Origin of the sequence: Streptomyces sp. NPDC088252, assembly GCF_044740965.1 — a bacterium.
Taxonomy (GTDB): Bacteria; Actinomycetota; Actinomycetes; order Streptomycetales; family Streptomycetaceae; genus Streptomyces.
Genome location: NZ_JBIURS010000004.1, coordinates 460,634 through 475,335 on the forward strand (window position 1 = coordinate 460,634; position 14,702 = coordinate 475,335).

At 71.1% G+C, this 14,702-nt stretch carries 15 protein-coding genes; 8 read left to right on the forward strand and 7 right to left on the reverse strand.

What is annotated here, in order from left to right; all coding sequences use genetic code 11:
- Nucleotides 1-10 precede the first annotated feature (10 nt).
- The 3 genes from ACIOHC_RS11895 to ACIOHC_RS11905 form a co-directional block, all read right to left on the reverse strand.
- Nucleotides 11-508, reverse strand: coding sequence for a SigE family RNA polymerase sigma factor (locus ACIOHC_RS11895; RefSeq protein ID WP_351080070.1), 498 nt, complete (start codon nt 506-508; stop codon nt 11-13).
- 382 nt (nt 509-890) lie between these two features.
- The gene (locus ACIOHC_RS11900) at nt 891-3,452 is read right to left on the reverse strand and encodes a glycosyl hydrolase family 65 protein (RefSeq protein ID WP_351080066.1); all 2,562 of its coding nucleotides are present in this window, start codon (nt 3,450-3,452) and stop codon (nt 891-893) included.
- The gene (locus ACIOHC_RS11905; protein ID WP_351080065.1) at nt 3,449-4,213 is read right to left on the reverse strand and encodes an HAD-IA family hydrolase; all 765 of its coding nucleotides are present in this window, start codon (nt 4,211-4,213) and stop codon (nt 3,449-3,451) included. The genes ACIOHC_RS11900 and ACIOHC_RS11905 overlap by 4 nt, the downstream gene beginning before the upstream one ends.
- A 290-nt stretch (nt 4,214-4,503) precedes the next feature.
- Here ACIOHC_RS11905 and ACIOHC_RS11910 point away from each other — a divergent pair, with 290 nt between their 5' ends.
- From ACIOHC_RS11910 to ACIOHC_RS11925, 4 genes are all read left to right on the forward strand, one after another.
- The gene (locus ACIOHC_RS11910; RefSeq protein ID WP_351080063.1) at nt 4,504-5,505 is read left to right on the forward strand and encodes an Acg family FMN-binding oxidoreductase; all 1,002 of its coding nucleotides are present in this window, start codon (nt 4,504-4,506) and stop codon (nt 5,503-5,505) included.
- Between the two features lie 79 nt (nt 5,506-5,584).
- The gene (locus ACIOHC_RS11915; RefSeq protein ID WP_365691214.1) at nt 5,585-6,499 is read left to right on the forward strand and encodes a universal stress protein; all 915 of its coding nucleotides are present in this window, start codon (nt 5,585-5,587) and stop codon (nt 6,497-6,499) included.
- A gap of 135 nt (nt 6,500-6,634) precedes the next feature.
- Nucleotides 6,635-7,465: a helix-turn-helix domain-containing protein gene (locus tag ACIOHC_RS11920; protein WP_351080059.1), complete on the forward strand. Its 831-nt coding sequence runs from the start codon at nt 6,635-6,637 to the stop codon at nt 7,463-7,465.
- A 129-nt stretch (nt 7,466-7,594) separates the two neighbouring features.
- Nucleotides 7,595-8,131, forward strand: coding sequence for a GNAT family N-acetyltransferase (locus tag ACIOHC_RS11925; protein ID WP_351080057.1), 537 nt, complete (start codon nt 7,595-7,597; stop codon nt 8,129-8,131).
- Nucleotides 8,132-8,149: 18 nt separating this feature from the next.
- Here ACIOHC_RS11925 and ACIOHC_RS11930 read toward each other — a convergent pair whose 3' ends face one another.
- Nucleotides 8,150-8,587 carry a GNAT family N-acetyltransferase gene (locus ACIOHC_RS11930; RefSeq protein ID WP_351080055.1) on the reverse strand — a complete coding sequence of 146 codons (438 nt, stop codon included), beginning with the start codon at nt 8,585-8,587 and terminating at the stop codon, nt 8,150-8,152.
- 199 nt (nt 8,588-8,786) lie between these two features.
- Here ACIOHC_RS11930 and ACIOHC_RS11935 point away from each other — a divergent pair, with 199 nt between their 5' ends.
- Nucleotides 8,787-9,665, forward strand: a complete 879-nt coding sequence (locus ACIOHC_RS11935) for an NAD(P)H-binding protein (RefSeq protein ID WP_401842606.1) — start codon at nt 8,787-8,789, stop codon at nt 9,663-9,665.
- A 157-nt stretch (nt 9,666-9,822) separates the two neighbouring features.
- Entirely contained in the window at nt 9,823-10,566 is a 744-nt protein-coding gene (locus ACIOHC_RS11940) for a Mut7-C RNAse domain-containing protein (protein ID WP_401842607.1), read from the forward strand.
- 24 nt (nt 10,567-10,590) lie between these two features.
- On the opposite strand, the gene ACIOHC_RS11945 is transcribed toward ACIOHC_RS11940, so the two are convergent.
- Together ACIOHC_RS11945 and ACIOHC_RS11950 are read right to left on the reverse strand one after the other, a co-directional pair.
- Nucleotides 10,591-11,151 carry a MarR family transcriptional regulator gene (locus tag ACIOHC_RS11945; RefSeq protein WP_351080050.1) on the reverse strand — a complete coding sequence of 187 codons (561 nt, stop codon included), beginning with the start codon at nt 11,149-11,151 and terminating at the stop codon, nt 10,591-10,593.
- A 164-nt stretch (nt 11,152-11,315) separates the two neighbouring features.
- Nucleotides 11,316-11,888, reverse strand: coding sequence for a TetR family transcriptional regulator (locus ACIOHC_RS11950; RefSeq protein ID WP_401842608.1), 573 nt, complete (start codon nt 11,886-11,888; stop codon nt 11,316-11,318).
- Nucleotides 11,889-12,012: 124 nt separating this feature from the next.
- Between ACIOHC_RS11950 and ACIOHC_RS11955 the strand changes: the two genes are divergently transcribed.
- Complete coding sequence (locus ACIOHC_RS11955; RefSeq protein ID WP_365691210.1) at nt 12,013-13,470, forward strand: FAD-dependent oxidoreductase; 1,458 nt, start codon at nt 12,013-12,015, stop codon at nt 13,468-13,470.
- A 46-nt stretch (nt 13,471-13,516) separates the two neighbouring features.
- On the opposite strand, the gene ACIOHC_RS11960 is transcribed toward ACIOHC_RS11955, so the two are convergent.
- Nucleotides 13,517-14,110 (reverse strand): hypothetical protein, encoded by a 594-nt coding sequence (locus tag ACIOHC_RS11960; RefSeq protein ID WP_351080046.1) that lies wholly within the window; start codon nt 14,108-14,110, stop codon nt 13,517-13,519.
- A gap of 234 nt (nt 14,111-14,344) precedes the next feature.
- Between ACIOHC_RS11960 and ACIOHC_RS11965 the strand changes: the two genes are divergently transcribed.
- Entirely contained in the window at nt 14,345-14,680 is a 336-nt protein-coding gene (locus tag ACIOHC_RS11965) for a YnfA family protein (protein WP_351080044.1), read from the forward strand.
- The last annotated feature ends 22 nt before the right edge of the window (nt 14,681-14,702 follow it).

Here is a 14,702-nt window from a genome sequence, read left to right on the forward strand (position 1 = left end):
GTCGTCGGGTTCAGACACAGGGCCCCTCCTCGGTACGCGGATCCTGCAGACGGTGCGAGAGCGTGGCCCGCCCCCGGGCGAGATGCGTCTTGACGGTGCTGGCCGCCAGACCGGTCTCCGCGGCGATCTGTTCGACGGTCAGATCGCATACGTAGTGCAAGGCCAGCGTGCGGCGCTGTTTGGGCGGAAGATCCCGCAGCACTTCGACGAAGGCCACCGAATCCGGGCCGGGCGCCTCCACATGGGGTGGGGCGCCGCTGCGCCGCCAGGCGTCCGCCGTACGGCGCCGACCGCGCCACCGACTCACCGCCAGGCGCCAGGCGACCGTGCGGATCCACGCCTCGGGCTGCCCGTCGCGGTCGAGCTGACGCCGTCGGTTCCAGCCCTTGACGAAAGCTTCCTGCACCACGTCCTGCGCCTCGTGCTGGTCTCCGAGCATCACAAACAGCTGCCCCGTCAGCCGGGCAACGGTCTGCGCGTAGAACTCTTCGAACTCCTCGACGGTCAAAAACAGCTCCTGGATCTCTTCGTTCCACCGGGCATACGCCCGGCACCCCGTGTTCGGACGACACCGGACCCGAAGAAACCTGGGTGACGGTCATCACACAGGCCCCCGGACCGGCACACACCACCGCCGAACTGCCGACGCGCCTCGACCGTCAGGTCCCGGACAGCAAGTCCCGGACAGCAGGTCTCGGACAGCAAGTCTCGGACAACAGGTCGAAGAAATGATCGCCTGTGGGTCAGGTGAACGTCCCGGGCGCACCCCGATTCATCGAACGGCGGGCGCTGACGAGCCGCGGCGACAGCTGTCCGAGCGGTGTCTCACGGGTGGTCCCGGTCCACCACGGCCGCAATCGCGGGAGGGCTGTTCGGACCGGCAGTCGCAGTCACGGGGCGGGGCAGTCGCACCTCGCGTGGCCCGGCGGGAAGGAGCCGTGCCCGGTCGGGGACAGATCGAGCCATCGGGCCGTACCCGGGGCGATCACATGGGTGTGGCCTCCCAGCACGACCCGGACGGCCGGGTGCGACGAGTCGGGTACGGCGATCCGGACGCGCTGGGCGCGGAAGCTCAGGTCCACGTCCCAGTGCCGGCGGAATCTGACGCGTATCCCGAATTTCGAGAGCTGGGGCAGTGTGGCGGGCGACAGCCACAGTGCGCGGTCGCGGGTCTCCAGCCCCGTCATCCCGCGCTGCACGAAATCGAGGGTGCCCGCCATCGCCCCCAGGTGGATGCCTTCCTCGGTGGTGCCGCCCTGGATGTCGGCCACGTCCCCGATCAGCGCTTCCTCGCAGTACCTCCACGCCTCCTCGCGGTGCGCCCGGGCCAGCACCCACGCGTGGACCAGGGAGCTGAGCGTGGAACCGTGGCTCGTACGCGCGAGGTAGTAGTCGACGGTGGCGCGCCAGATGTCGTCGTCCAGCACATGCCCGAGCCGCCGGAAGAGGCCCGCCAGTTCCTGCGGCGAGAAGAGGTAGCCGAGCATCAGCACATCGGCCTGTTTGGACGCCTGGTAGCGGTTGACGGTGTCGCCCTCCGCCTCCAGGATGCGGTCCAGCCGACGGATGTCCTCGTACCGTCTCCGGTACCCCTCCCAGTCGAGCTCGGCCAGTTCCCCGTAACCGGCGAACTGGCTGATGACACCCCGGTGGTACGGCACATGCAGTCGGCGGGAGATGTCCTCCCAGCTTTCCGGTTCGTCGCGGCCGAGCCGGATCCGGTCGAGCAGCCGGCGTCGCCGCGCCTCGGGCAGGGCGCGGTACAGCTCCGTCGCACGTGACAGGACCCAGGCCGCTGTCACGTTCGTGTACGTGTTGTCGTCGAGGCCCGCGGACCCGGTGTCCGGATATGCGTCGTGGTACTCGTCCGGTCCGACGACCCCGCGGATGCGATACCGGGCCAGGGACTCGTCCCACTCGGCGCTGTCCGCCCAGAACCTGGCGATCTGTACCAGCATCTCCGCGCCTTTGGAGTGCAGGTACTCCGTGTCCCCGGTGGCCTGGCAGTACTGCCACACGTTGTACGCGACGGCCGAGCCGACATGGTGCTGCAGCCGCGAGCTGTCGGGCAGCCAGCGCCCGGAGTGCGGATTGAGATGGAGTTCCTGGGTCTCCTCATGTCCGTCGTCGGCGCTCTGCCAGGGGTACATCGCCCCGGCCCTGCCCGCCTCGTGTGCCGCGTGACAGGCCGCGGGCAGCCTCCTGTAGCGGTAGTCGAGAAGCCCTCGGGACACTTCGGGAAGATGCAGGTTCAGGAACGGCAGTACGAACAACTCGTCCCAGAAGACGTGGCCCCGGTACGCCTCGCCGTGCAGCCCTCTCGCCGGTACGCCCACGTCGAGTTCGGCCGTGTGCGGGGAGAGCGTCTGCAGCAGGTGGAAGAGATGCAGCCGGAGAACGCGACCCGCTTCGCCCGGGACCTCCAGCCGGACCTGCCGCCACAGATCGGCCCAGGCCCGCTGGTGCGAGGACAGCAGACGTGAGAAGTCAGGGGCGTCCCGCACCTCGGCGACGGCTGCCCGCAGCGGGCTGCCGATCGCGGGGTCCCGGGTGGTGTGGAGGGCCACCGTCTTGTCGACGACGACGTCGGAGTCCGGGCTCAGCGGCAGCACCAGCCGCCGGAAGACCGCCTTCTCCGTCTGCCGGAAGCGGGGGCCGGGATCGGGACCGGGACGGGGACGGGGACGGGAACCCGGTTCGGGTTCGGGTTCAGGGCCGAGGCCGGGTTCGGGGCCGGGGCCGGGGCCGGGTTGGGGGACCTCTCCGCCCTCGTCACCGCACCCCGCCAGCGTGCGGGCCGCCAGCGCGACACCGACGTCCGACTCCACCGTGCGGCACCGCAGCGACACCACACCGTCCTCCTCCGTGCCGGTCACCCAGCCGGTGAGGTGCCGGTTCGACAGATCCCGGTACCGTGCGACGCCGGAGTTGCGGACGTCCCCGTCGATCCCCGCCTCCACCTCGACCACGCCCGTCCACCCCTGTGCCCGGAACACCGTGTGGAGCGCTGCGAGACGCGGATCGCCCATGTGCACCAGACGGCACTGCTCCACCTTCAGCCGGCGGCCCGCCTCGTCCTCGTAGACGGACCGACGGGACAGCGTGCCCCCGAGCAGATCGAGTGACTGACCGTGTTCCACGAGGTGCGGGTGGTCCGGGGTGAGCCATGGCCCGGGGGCCGTGCCCGCCGGGTGGATGCGGTAGCGCAGCGGCAGCCAGTTCGGCAGATTGACGAGGTCCTCGTTCTCGACCCGGCGGCCCCGGACCGACGAGGTCAGCCGGTTGTAGCAGCCCGCCACATAGGTGCCCGGGTAGTGCGAACGGCCCTCGGACGTCTCGGGTGCGGCCCCACGCGTGGCGAAGCGGCCGTTGCCGAGTGTGCAGAGCGCCTCCCGCAGCCGTTCCTCCTGCGGGTCGTACCCCTCGTACGACCAGGTCCAGGCCCGTGTCATCCGCCGCCCCCGGCCGTCAGCAGGTCCCCCGGATCGGACACCACGACGTCGGCGCCGTGACGGCGCAGTCCGGCGGCGTGGACCGGGTCGCCCGTACGGTTCACGCCGACCACGAGGCCGAAACCGCCGCGACGCCCGGCCTCGACCCCGGCCAGCGCGTCCTCCACCACAGCCGTGTCCCCTGCCGGGACCCGCAGACGCCTCGCCGCTTCGACGAAGAGCGCGGGGTCCGGTTTCCCGGGCAGCCTCAGCCGACGGGCCTCGTTCCCGTCGACCACGGCGTCGAACCGGTCGTCGAGACCCGCCCGCACGAGCAGTTCCGCCGCGTGCCGGGACGCGGAGACGGCGGCGCAGGGCACCCGCTCGGCGCGCAGCACGTCGAGAAGACGGACCGTGCCGGGCCATACGTCGACCGGCCCCGTGCGCAGGCTCTGCGTGAAGAGCTCGTCCTTGCGGGCGGCGACCGCCCACACCGTGCCGGTTCCCGGTGGGTCGTCGGGGCGGCCCTCGGGAAGGTCCAGCCCCCTCGACCGCAGGAACTCCGCCGCACCGTCCCTCCGCGAGCGGCCGTCGACATGGCGCAGATAGTCGTCGACCTCGTCGAACGGCCGCTGGCCCCCGGCAGCCGAAAGGCAGGCGTCGAAGGCCTTCTTCCAGGCCGCGGCGTGGCGCCGGGCGGAGTCGGTGATCACTCCGTCGGTGTCGAAGACCACGGCCCGCACGGAACGCAGGCACGGTGCCAGGGGCGGTGCGGCTGCCATGACCGGACGGTCCCTTCGTCAGGGGCTCTCCTTCATGGCACCACGGTTCCGGCCTACGGGCGCGGCGTGAATGGTCGACTCCGGTTCGGCCGCGGGACGGCCCACGGAGCGGAGACCCGGTGGCGGGCCGGCAGAGCCACAAATGGACCAGCGTGGCCGTGAGACGACAAGCAGGACCACGATAAAAGGTCACAATAAAGGGATGAAAGACCCATGACATCGAGGCACTGTCCGTTCCGTGCCGACATGCTGAAGAGACCATCGACCGTTCCCGACCTCCGGGAGTTCCGATGCTCAGCCAGTCACTCGACGACGCGACGCTCTCCGGCCTCGTCGCCGACGCCGGCGCCGCCCCGTCCATGCACAACGCCCAGCCCTGGCGGTTCCGCTACACGCGCGCCGGCCGCACCCTCACACTTCTGGCGGAATTCGGCCGCGCGATGCCGGAGGCCGACCCCACGAACCGCGCACTGCACGTGGGCTGCGGCGCGGCCCTGCTGAATCTGCGGGTGTCCGCCGCCCACCGCGGTCTGGACACGGTCACCACGCTGCTGCCCGAACCGTCGGACCCGGCGGTACTGGCCACCGTGCGCCTCGGGATCCGCCCCGATACCGCACAGAGGCCCGAGGACGGAGCCCTCGCCGCTCTCCACCGCGCCATCCGGGACCGGCACACCAGCCGCTATCCGTTCGATGAACAGGTGATCCCCGAGAACGTCCGCGCGCGCTTCACCGAAGCGGCCCGCGCCGAGGGCGCGGACTTCACGTTCCTGGCCCCGCCGCATCTGGAGACCGTGGTCGGGCTGATCCAGGACGCCGAGGGATACGACCGCGGGGATCCGGCGCGGAAGGCGGAACAGGAGCGGTGGACCCGGAACACGAGGACCGAGGCTCCCGTGGACGGAATCCCCGACTACGCCTTCGGCCCCCGCGACACCTCCGAACGGGCGATCACTCGCGATTTCGCGCGGCCGGGCGCCATCCCCGGCCGGGCACGCATCCCGTTCGAGAAGCAGCCGCAGCTCGCCCTGCTGAGCACCCCCGGCGACCACGCGACGGACTGGCTGCGTGCGGGCCAGGCGCTGGAGCGCGTTCTGCTCACCGCCACGATCCACCATGTGTCCGCCTCGTTCGCCACGCAGCCCGTCGAATGGCCGGACCTGCGATGGCTCCTGCGCGACCCGGTCTTCGGCTCGGGGTACGCACAGATGATCGTCCGTATGGGATACGGGCCCACGGGACCGCGCACGCCGCGCCGCCCGTTGGACCACGTGCTGACGATCGATCCGTAGAAGCGCCCCGGCGTACGCCGGAACGATGCGCCCGAGCCCGGGGTGGAGCGAGCACCCAGTACGGAAGGCGGTGGGAGCGATGCCGCTCCCCGTAGTGGTCGGAGTGGACGGATCGGAGGGCAGTCTGCGCGCCCTCGACTGGGCAGCGGCCCAGGCGGCACGCTCACGGGTTCCCCTGCGCGTCGTCCACGCGTCGCTGTGGGAGCGCTATGAAGGCCTGCGCCTCGACTCCGACACCGAGCGCCCCACCGAGCAGGTCCTGGCCGAGCATCTTGTCGCCACCGCCCGGGAACGCGCGCAACGGCTCGGCCCCGAGCTGTCCGTGGTGACCGAGGTGCAGCCCGAGGACCCGGTGGCCGCGCTCGTCAGGGAGAGCCACGAGGCAGTCCTGATCGTCCTCGGCTCACGCGGCAGGGGCCATATCGTCGGGATGCTCCTGGGGTCCGTCAGCCTCGCGCTCGCCGACCGCTCCCACTGCCCGGTCGTGGTGGTCCCGGCGAGGAAGCCGAGCACCCCGCCGCGGCCCGGTCGCGTCGTCGTCGGGATCAGCGGCGCCGAGAAGCCGTCGGCGGCCGCGGTCTTCGCCCTCGACCAGGCGGCCACGCGCAACGGCGAGCTGATCGCCGTACGGGCCTGGCGCTGCCCCGCCCACGAGGCCATGAGTCATCCGCTCCTGTCGGGGTCCCCGGCTGCCGCGCACCGTAGGCGGGCCGAGGAGCACCTCGAAGAAGTCCTGGCGGGGCTGGACCGGTCCGGCTCCCCCGACGTCGTCATCCACCGCTCGGTGGTGCAGGGTCCGGCTCACCAGGAATTGCTCGAAGCCGCCGAGGGTGCCGAACTGCTGGTCGTCGGCACCCGGCGGACCGGTGGTCGGCACGGCTTCCACCTGGGCCCGGTGAACCACGCGATGCTGCACTACGCGCCCTGCCCGGTCGCCGTCGTCCCCGACACGTACGGCCGCCCCGGGCCCGATCCCTACGCGGGCCCGGACTGACTCCGACCGGGCGGCGCGGTACCCGCCGGCCGCCCACGCCGCGAGGAGGCCCGGCGTGGGCACGGGAACGGGTCGGCCGACGGCCGTTCTCCCAGCGGCTCGCCGGCGAGTTCCGCACACCATAGGATCGCCGCCATGGCTGGTCCGCGACGTGACACCCGAGGCATCGTCGACGCCTCCGAACTCTTCGCGCAGGTACGTTTCCGCCGCCACGAGCCCTGCCCCGAACTGCGGCCGTACCTGGAGCACTACTGGCTCATCGACTGGGACCTGCGGGAGCCCTACGCCTCCCATCTGGTGCCGCACCCGTCCGTGAACCTGGTCTTTCAGCGGTACGAGGACGGCCGGGGCCACGACACCGGGTGCGTGGAGGTCTCGGGCATCGGCCTGGAGCTCTTCACGCAGAAGCTGGAGGGCCGGGGGCGGGTCTGCGGGGTGCAGTTCCGGCCCGGCGGATTCCGCCCGTTCGCACCGGACCGGCCCGTCTCCCGGTGGACGGGGCGACGGCTGCCCGTGGACGAGGTCTTCGCCCCGTCCGCCTCATCGGCCCCGGCCACCTCGCCGTCGACCGTGCTGGACCCGGTGGACGAGGACGCGCGGGTGGCCGCCCTCGACACGTACCTGTTGGCGCTCGGCCCGGAACCGGACCCGCTGGCCGACCGCGCGATGGCCTTGGTCGACCTGGTCCGTACGGACCGCACGGTGCGCCGTGTCGACCGACTCGCACGCGCCGAAGGGCTGTCGCCGCGCTCGCTCCAACGGCTCTTCGCCGCATACGTCGGCGTCGGGCCGAAGTGGGTCATCCTCCGCTACCGCATCCACGAGGCACTGGAGCGGGCCGAGTCGGACCCGGAGGTGGACTGGGCGGCCCTTGCCGCGGAGCTCGGCTACAGCGACCAGGCCCACCTGGTCAGAGACTTCACGGCAACGGTCGGCGTTCCTCCGACCGCGTTCGCCCGGCACTGACCACCAGGCCCCCGGGACGACTGCCGGCCCGACCGTCCGCCCGGCGAAGAGGCCGTCCGACCGGCGAGTCGACCGTCCGGCCACTGGCGGGGCCGTCCGGGTGTCAGTGCCGCGTCCTACAGTTCCGGCATGGAACACACCGCTGCATCGTCCGTACGGATCGAGGCCTGGTCGGACACCGACCTGGAGCTGCTCCGCCGCGCCAACGCACCGGAACTGATGGCCCATCTCGGCGGCCCCGAGTCGGAGGAGCAGCTCATGGCGCGCCACGAGCGCTATGTGGCGTTGAGCGCGGACCGGACGGGCAGGGGCAGGATGTTCCGCATCGTTCTGACCGACGGGGACGAGGCCGTGGGCACCATCGGCTTCTGGGAGCGGACCTGGCAGGGCCGGGAGGTGTACGAGACGGGGTGGGCCGTCCTCCCGGGACACCAGGGCCTGGGCATCGCCACGGCCGCCACGAAAGCCGTCGCGGAGCTGGCCCGCGCCGAGCACAAGCACCGCCGTCTGCACGCCTATCCGTCCGTCGACAACGGCGCGTCGAACGCCGTGTGCCGCAAGACGGGCTTCACCCTGATCGGTACGTGCGAGTTCGAGTACCCGCCCGGCCATGCGCTGCTGACGAACGACTGGCGCCTGGACCTCGCTCCGGACGGGGCAAGCTGACCTCGGGACCGGACCGAGTCACTTCGGATCAAGGACCTTGTCGAAGTTGAACGCGACGATGTTCAGCCGTTCCCGTAGGTAGAAGCGGTGGGCTTCGGTGCGTTGCGTGCCCGAGTCCAGAGTGAGGTGCAGACAGCCGGCCTCCCTGGCCCGCTCTTCGAGATGTCCGAGAAGCCGACGGCCTACGCCGGTGGAACGGGCGCCGTCCGCAGTGACCAGATCGTCGACGTAGAGCATCCGGATCTGGCTGGTGTTGTCGATGACGCGCCAACCGGCCGCACCCACGCAGATGCCCTCGTCGTCGTAGGCGGCGCTGAACCGGAGGCCCTGCGCGTACCCCTTCTCGTACACCTCGCGGAAGAGGTTCTCGGTGAGGTGCGGGCGGAGTTCACGCAGGACGGGAAGCAGGTCTGCGGCCAATCGGGCATCGCCGGGTCCGAGGTCGAGGATCTTCATGCGGGAACTGTAGGTGCCGGGCCGCTCACCGACCACCGGCCCGGGGGGTCATTCCTGAGCTCATCCCGTAGTCCGCCTCGGAGTCCATCTCAAAGTCCGAGGGAAAACGTTTGACGCGCGACACCGGCTTGAGGATATTTATCTGCGTCGCGCAGCTTATGCGCATCACAGGTAACAACGGCCCGGAGGAGACCCACCCGTGCCCACTCTCGTCACCGGATGCCGTGGAAACGTCGGCTCCACGCTCACTTCTCTCCTGCACCGGGGCGGCCACGCCGTACGCGCCGCCTCACGCAACCCCGAAGAACTCACCCGACAGCACACCGAGGGGGCCACCGCGGTGCCCGCCCGCCTGCCCACCGGTGTACCGGTCGTCGCCCTGGATCTCGGTGATGCGGCCACGTTCGCGACCGCTCTCGACGGGATCGACTCCGTCTTCCTCTACGCCGAGGCGTCCGCCGTCGACGCCTTCCTCTCCGCGGCCGAGGCCGCCGGCGTCGGCCATGTCGTGCTGCTGTCCTCCAGTTCGGTCCTCGCCCCGGACGCTTATGACAACCCGATCGCCGCCTCCCACCACGCGGTGGAACAGGCCCTGATGGCCTCGCCCCTCACGACGACGCTGCTCCGGCCGGGCGCCTTCGCGAGCAACGCGTACCAATGGGCGGAGTCGGTACGGACCCGTGGCTCCGTCGACCTTCCCCACCCCCTCAACCACTCCAGCCCGATCCATGGGACGGACATCGCCGAGGCGGCCCTCGCCGTTCTCACCGACCCCCTGCTGCGGGGCACGGCGTACCACCTCACCGGGCCCGCATCACTCACGGCCGCTGAACAGGTCGGCCTGCTGGCGACGGCATCCGGGCATCCCATCACCATCAACACCGTGACCGGAGCGGCCTGGAAGAAGTCGGTGGCGCCCTTCGTCCCGGAGCCGGTCGCCGATGCCCTGCTCGCCTACGCGGCCGCCACGGACGGCACCCCGGCCGAGGTGACCGGTGACACGGAGAAACTGACCGGCCACCCGGCCCGCACCTTCGCCACCTGGGCCGAGGAGCACGCAGCCGCCTTCCGCCCCTGAGTCCGTCCCCCTGCGCCCCGAACGCCCATACGCCCCCGTGCCTCCGTACGCCCCGGCACCAAAAGCCCGAGCCGAGACCCCGGCAGCGCATCCCCGGCGACGTGTCCGGCACCGAATTGCCTGGCCGAGGCACCCCGCCCGATGACATCCTGACGAGGTGAACGGACCGGAGATCCACCTCGAAGTCGCCCCCGAGCTGCGGCTCTTCGTCGCCCATGAACGCCGCCGAGGACGGTCGACCGTGGCCACCGACGGCTTCTCCACGCTCGGCCATGTCGTGGAGTCGGTGGGTATCCCGCTCACCGAGGCCGGACAGATCCTGGTCGACGGCCGTCCCGTGACCGTCTCGCACATCCCGGGGGCGGGCGAACTGGTCGAGGTGCGCGCCGTGGAACGCCCCCAGCGCGTCCCGGGCGCGCCCCTGCGCTTCCTGCTCGACGTCCACCTCGGCACGCTCGCCCGGCGCCTGCGGCTGCTGGGTGTCGATGCGGCGTACGAGAGCGAGGACATCGGCGATGCCGCGCTGGCCACCCGGTCGGCGGACGAGCGCCGCGTGCTGCTCTCCCGGGACCGCGGACTGCTGCACCGGCGGGAGCTCTGGGCCGGGGCGTACGTCTACAGCGACCGCCCCGAGGACCAACTGCGGGACGTGCTGGAGCGGTTCACACCGAGCCTGGCGCCCTGGACCAGATGCACCGCCTGCAACGGGCCGCTGAAGGCGGCCGACAAGGACTCCGTCAGCGATCAGCTGGAGCACGGCACCCGGAGCTCGTACGACGTGTTCGCACAGTGCACGGAGTGCGACCGCGTCTACTGGCGGGGCGCCCACCACACCCACCTGGACGCGATCGTCACGAGGGCGCTCCGCGACTTCGCGCCCACTCCACCGGACGCTGCCTGAGGGAGCGACCAGAACGGCAAACCGTCAATCCCGCCCGGAGCCTCCGGGATCCCCAGGACCTCCGGGGCTTCCGGGGCTTCCGGCACCACTGGGGCCGAGGACCGACGGGCCGGACTCCCGCAACGCCGCGACCTGCAGCGCACTCAGCTCGACCGTTCGCCGCATATGGGCGATGAGCAGGGCCACTTCCTCATCGTCGTACGCCTCGAACATCGCCGCCCACGCCCCGCCCAGCCGCTCCCACACCGCGCCGATCTCAGCCATTCGCTCCGGCACGGTGGCGACGAGCACCCGCCGCCGGTCGACCGTGTCCCGCTCGCGCGTCACAAAGCCGCCTCGCTCCAGCCGGTCGACCAGCCGGGTCGCCGACCCCGTCGTGAGCCCGGTCAGCTCCGCGATACGGCCCGTGGTGACCGGCATCGTCTCCAGACCGAGCAGGTTGAGGCACTGCAGATCGGTCGGGTGAAGCCGCAGATGATCCGCGACGGCCTGGTTGAAAAGGGCGTACGCAGCCATGTAGCGGCGCGACTCGGCGGTCAGTTCGGCCATCAGCGCGCTGCGCCGGGCCGGGGACTTCTGCGGCATGCGGAGAGTCTACGAAGCGGATACTGCCGGGCATCGCGCGTCACCGGCCCGGCACAACACACCCGCCCCGCACCGAGACATCACGCCCCACACGCCCGCACTCCCCGCACTCCCCCCACTCCCCGCTCTGCCGCCTCCCGCTCGTCCGCTCCGCCGCCTCCGCGCTACGGCTGCTCGGCGGTCAGATACCGCTGGATGGTGGGTGCGAGCCAGGCGATCACTTCCTCGCGCGACATCGAGACCGCGGGCGGGAACCGCAGGACGTAACGCGCGAGCGCCATCCCCAGGATCTGCGAGGCGATGAGGGCCGCCCGGCGCGGGGCCTCGGCCGGGTCGGGGCAGACACCGGCCGTCATCGCACCGAGCTGTTCGGCGAAGACCGTCCTCATCCGCTCGGCTCCGGCGTCATTGGTGGCACCGACCCTGAGCATGCCCGTGAGCACGTCGTCACCCTCCCAGCGGTCCAGGAAGTGCGCGACGAGGGCGGCACCGATGTGCTTGCTCGGCATCGCCCCCAGCTCCGGTATCCGCACGTCGATCCTGGACGCGGCGGCGAACAGCCCCTCCTTGTTGCCGTAGTAGCGCATGACCATCGACGGGTCGATGTTCGCGTCACGGGCGATGGCGCGGATGGTGGCCCGCTCATAACCATCGCTGGCGAACCGCTCGCGCGCCGCGTCGAGAATCGCGGCTTTGGTGGCATCCGAGCGGCGGGACTCGGCGGGCTTCGTCGTCATGCCAACAACTGTAGGCCAACACCCGTTGACATGCCAGCCGAGCCGCGCCTATCGTTGCCAACAAGCGTTGACCAACACCTGTTGGCGCGAAGGTGACCGCTGATGACGGGCCCAGGAGGCAGACATGACCACCAACCCGAGCACCGCACCAGACACCGTCGACGTACTCGTCGTGGGCGCAGGCCCCACCGGCCTTCTGCTCGCGGGCGACCTCGCCGCCCAGGGCCTTTCGGTCACGCTCGTGGAGCGCCGCCCGCGCGAGACCAGCAACATCACGCGCGCCTTCGCGATACACGCCCGCACACTCGAACTGCTCGACGCCCGCGACCTCGCCGATGAGCTCGTCAAGACGGGCACACCCCGCACCACCCTGCGCTTCTTCGGCAAGCTCCCGCTCGATCTCTCCCGGTTGCGGACCCGCTTCCCCTTCGTGCTGATCACCCCCCAGTACGAGGTGGAGCGCCTGCTGGAGCGGCGCGCCCGCGCTGCGGGGGTCCGTTTCCGGTACGACACGGAGCTGACCGCGCTCCACCAGAGCGACGCTTCGGACACCGTCACCGCTGAACTGAGCGAGACGGACGGCCGTCCGACGACGCTCAGCGCCCGCTTCCTCGTCGGCACCGACGGAGTTCACAGCCGGGTCCGGCAGGCACTCGGCCTCCCCTTCCCCGGCGAATCCGTCATCCGGTCGATCGTCCTCGCCGATGTCCGGCTCACCGAGCGGCCCACCGATGTCCTGACGGTCAACGGCAGGGGGGACGCCTTCGCCTTCATCGCCCCCTTCGGTGACGGCTGGTACCGCGTGATGGGCTGGCACCGTGCGCACCAGCGCGCCGGCAGCGATCCAGTCGACCTCGAAGAGCTGCGCGAGATCACCCGCTCCGCCCTCGGCACCGACCACGGCATGCACGACCCGCGCTGGATCTCCCGCTTCCACAGCGACGAACGCCAGGTGCCCGCCTACCGGACCGGCCGGGTCTTCCTCGCCGGGGACGCCGCCCATGTCCACTCACCCGCAGGCGGCCAGGGCATGAACACCGGTCTCCAGGACGCGGCCAACCTCTCCTGGAAGCTCGCGGCCGCACTGCGCGGACACACGGCCGCCGCAGAGGCGCTGCTCGACAGCTATCACGCCGAACGGCACCCGGTCGGCGTGAGAGTGCTCCGCTCCAGCGGCGCACTCGTCCGCCTCGCCATGGCCGGCACGCCGCTCCAGCGGACGGTCCGGGCGCTGATCAGCAAGACGCTGTCCACGATCCGGCCCGCCTCCGACAAGGCCCTGGGTCTGATCTCCGGCATCTCGATCGCCTACGCGGCCCCACACGGCGCCCATCCCCTCACCGCGAAGCGCGCCCCCGACCTGAGCCTGCGGGAGGGCCGCCTCTACCAACTGCTGCGCGACGGCACGTTCGTCCTCGTCACCCCCGTCGGCACGGTCACTCCGACCACCCGCAACCCCCTGGTGCACGCTCACTGGACGGGCGGCCGCACCACCACCCTGCTCGTCCGCCCCGACGGCTACATCGCCTGGGCGAGCGACCACGCCGACCCGTCCGCCCTGCAGGCCGCACTCACCCGATGAGTACGCGCCCCGCACCCGTGGCGCCCGCACCACAGGCCACCGAGAGTCAGAACACGTATTCGTCCCCGGTGGCCAAAGCCAACACCTCGTGGTTGTTGTTCTTCGGGTTCCGGTCGGTCGCGCCGCCGTTCCACAGGGTGTCGACCCGGACAACGACCTCGTCCGGCCGCCCCGCCAGCTGCAGTTCGAGCGCGAGCTGCCGCCCCTCCTCCGCATCCGCGCGCAGCGCACCCGTCCGGCACAGCACGGTCAGCCGGTCGGACTGCAGACAGCCCTCCGAGAGTTCCTGTCGTCCGGAGAGCGGCACCGACGTCCGCACCCGCACAGTGACACCCGGCAGGTTCGACGGACCGCGGTTCCGGCTCTGCACCCAGACCCCGAGCCCCGTACCCCACAGCGAGACGTGCCCGTGGAGCGACACATCCGCCTCGGGCGCGATGCCCCCGGACGTACCGCCGCCCGAAACAACGCCACCCGGGGCAACGCCGCCAGGTGCATCACCCTCGGGCGCAACGCGCCCGGCCGCCGCAGCCACGCCGCCCACCCCCGACGCCAGCACCACAGCCGCAACGACGACCACAGCCGTCGCCACCATCGAGGCGGCGGGTACCACCGGCGCAGCTCTACGTGTCACCATCATGCCCCGAAGATACAGATCGCCCCGAATTATCCATATATACCGATCGGTTCGGCGCGCCTCTGCATCGCTCCCCTCACGAACTCGCCATGGGGTTCGGACAGTGACGCTCTCGGTGGCCGTACGGGCGCGCTTCCTCGTCCGAGCGCACTGGTCGATGCCACGGCGGCGCCGGACAGGGAAAGGGCGAGGAACGTCACCGGCAGGGCGCGGTGGACTCCATGACAGGCTTCGTCCATGGTGGTCGCCCGTTCTGTCGCTCTGTTCGTCGTCGCCGCGCTCTTCGAGATCGGTGGCGCCTGGCTCGTCTGGCAGGGTGTGCGTGAGCACCGCGGCTGGATCTGGATCGGCGCGGGCGTCCTCGCACTCGGCGCCTACGGCTTTGTCGCCACGCTTCAGCCCGACGCCGAGTTCGGCCGCATCCTCGCCGCGTACGGCGGCGTCTTCGTCGCGGGCTCGCTCGCCTGGGGCATGGTCGCCGACGGCTACCGCCCCGACCGCTGGGACGTGATCGGTGCGCTGGTCTGCCTGGCGGGAATGGCCGTGATCATGTACGCCCCCCGCGATCACTGACCGCCCGCCTGCCTATCCTGGC

Coding starts and splice junctions, on each gene's coding strand:
- ACIOHC_RS11900 (WP_351080066.1), bottom strand. CDS start 3,452: ATGACACGGGCCTGGACCTGGTCGTACGAGGGGTACGACCCGCAGGAG.
- ACIOHC_RS11905 (WP_351080065.1), bottom strand. CDS start 4,213: ATGGCAGCCGCACCGCCCCTGGCACCGTGCCTGCGTTCCGTGCGGGCC.
- ACIOHC_RS11910 (WP_351080063.1), top strand. CDS start 4,504: ATGCTCAGCCAGTCACTCGACGACGCGACGCTCTCCGGCCTCGTCGCC.
- ACIOHC_RS11915 (WP_365691214.1), top strand. CDS start 5,585: ATGCCGCTCCCCGTAGTGGTCGGAGTGGACGGATCGGAGGGCAGTCTG.
- ACIOHC_RS11920 (WP_351080059.1), top strand. CDS start 6,635: ATGGCTGGTCCGCGACGTGACACCCGAGGCATCGTCGACGCCTCCGAA.
- ACIOHC_RS11925 (WP_351080057.1), top strand. CDS start 7,595: ATGGAACACACCGCTGCATCGTCCGTACGGATCGAGGCCTGGTCGGAC.
- ACIOHC_RS11930 (WP_351080055.1), bottom strand. CDS start 8,587: ATGAAGATCCTCGACCTCGGACCCGGCGATGCCCGATTGGCCGCAGAC.
- ACIOHC_RS11945 (WP_351080050.1), bottom strand. CDS start 11,151: ATGCCGCAGAAGTCCCCGGCCCGGCGCAGCGCGCTGATGGCCGAACTG.
- ACIOHC_RS11950 (WP_401842608.1), bottom strand. CDS start 11,888: ATGACGACGAAGCCCGCCGAGTCCCGCCGCTCGGATGCCACCAAAGCC.
- ACIOHC_RS11955 (WP_365691210.1), top strand. CDS start 12,013: ATGACCACCAACCCGAGCACCGCACCAGACACCGTCGACGTACTCGTC.
- ACIOHC_RS11960 (WP_351080046.1), bottom strand. CDS start 14,110: ATGATGGTGACACGTAGAGCTGCGCCGGTGGTACCCGCCGCCTCGATG.
- ACIOHC_RS11965 (WP_351080044.1), top strand. CDS start 14,345: ATGGTGGTCGCCCGTTCTGTCGCTCTGTTCGTCGTCGCCGCGCTCTTC.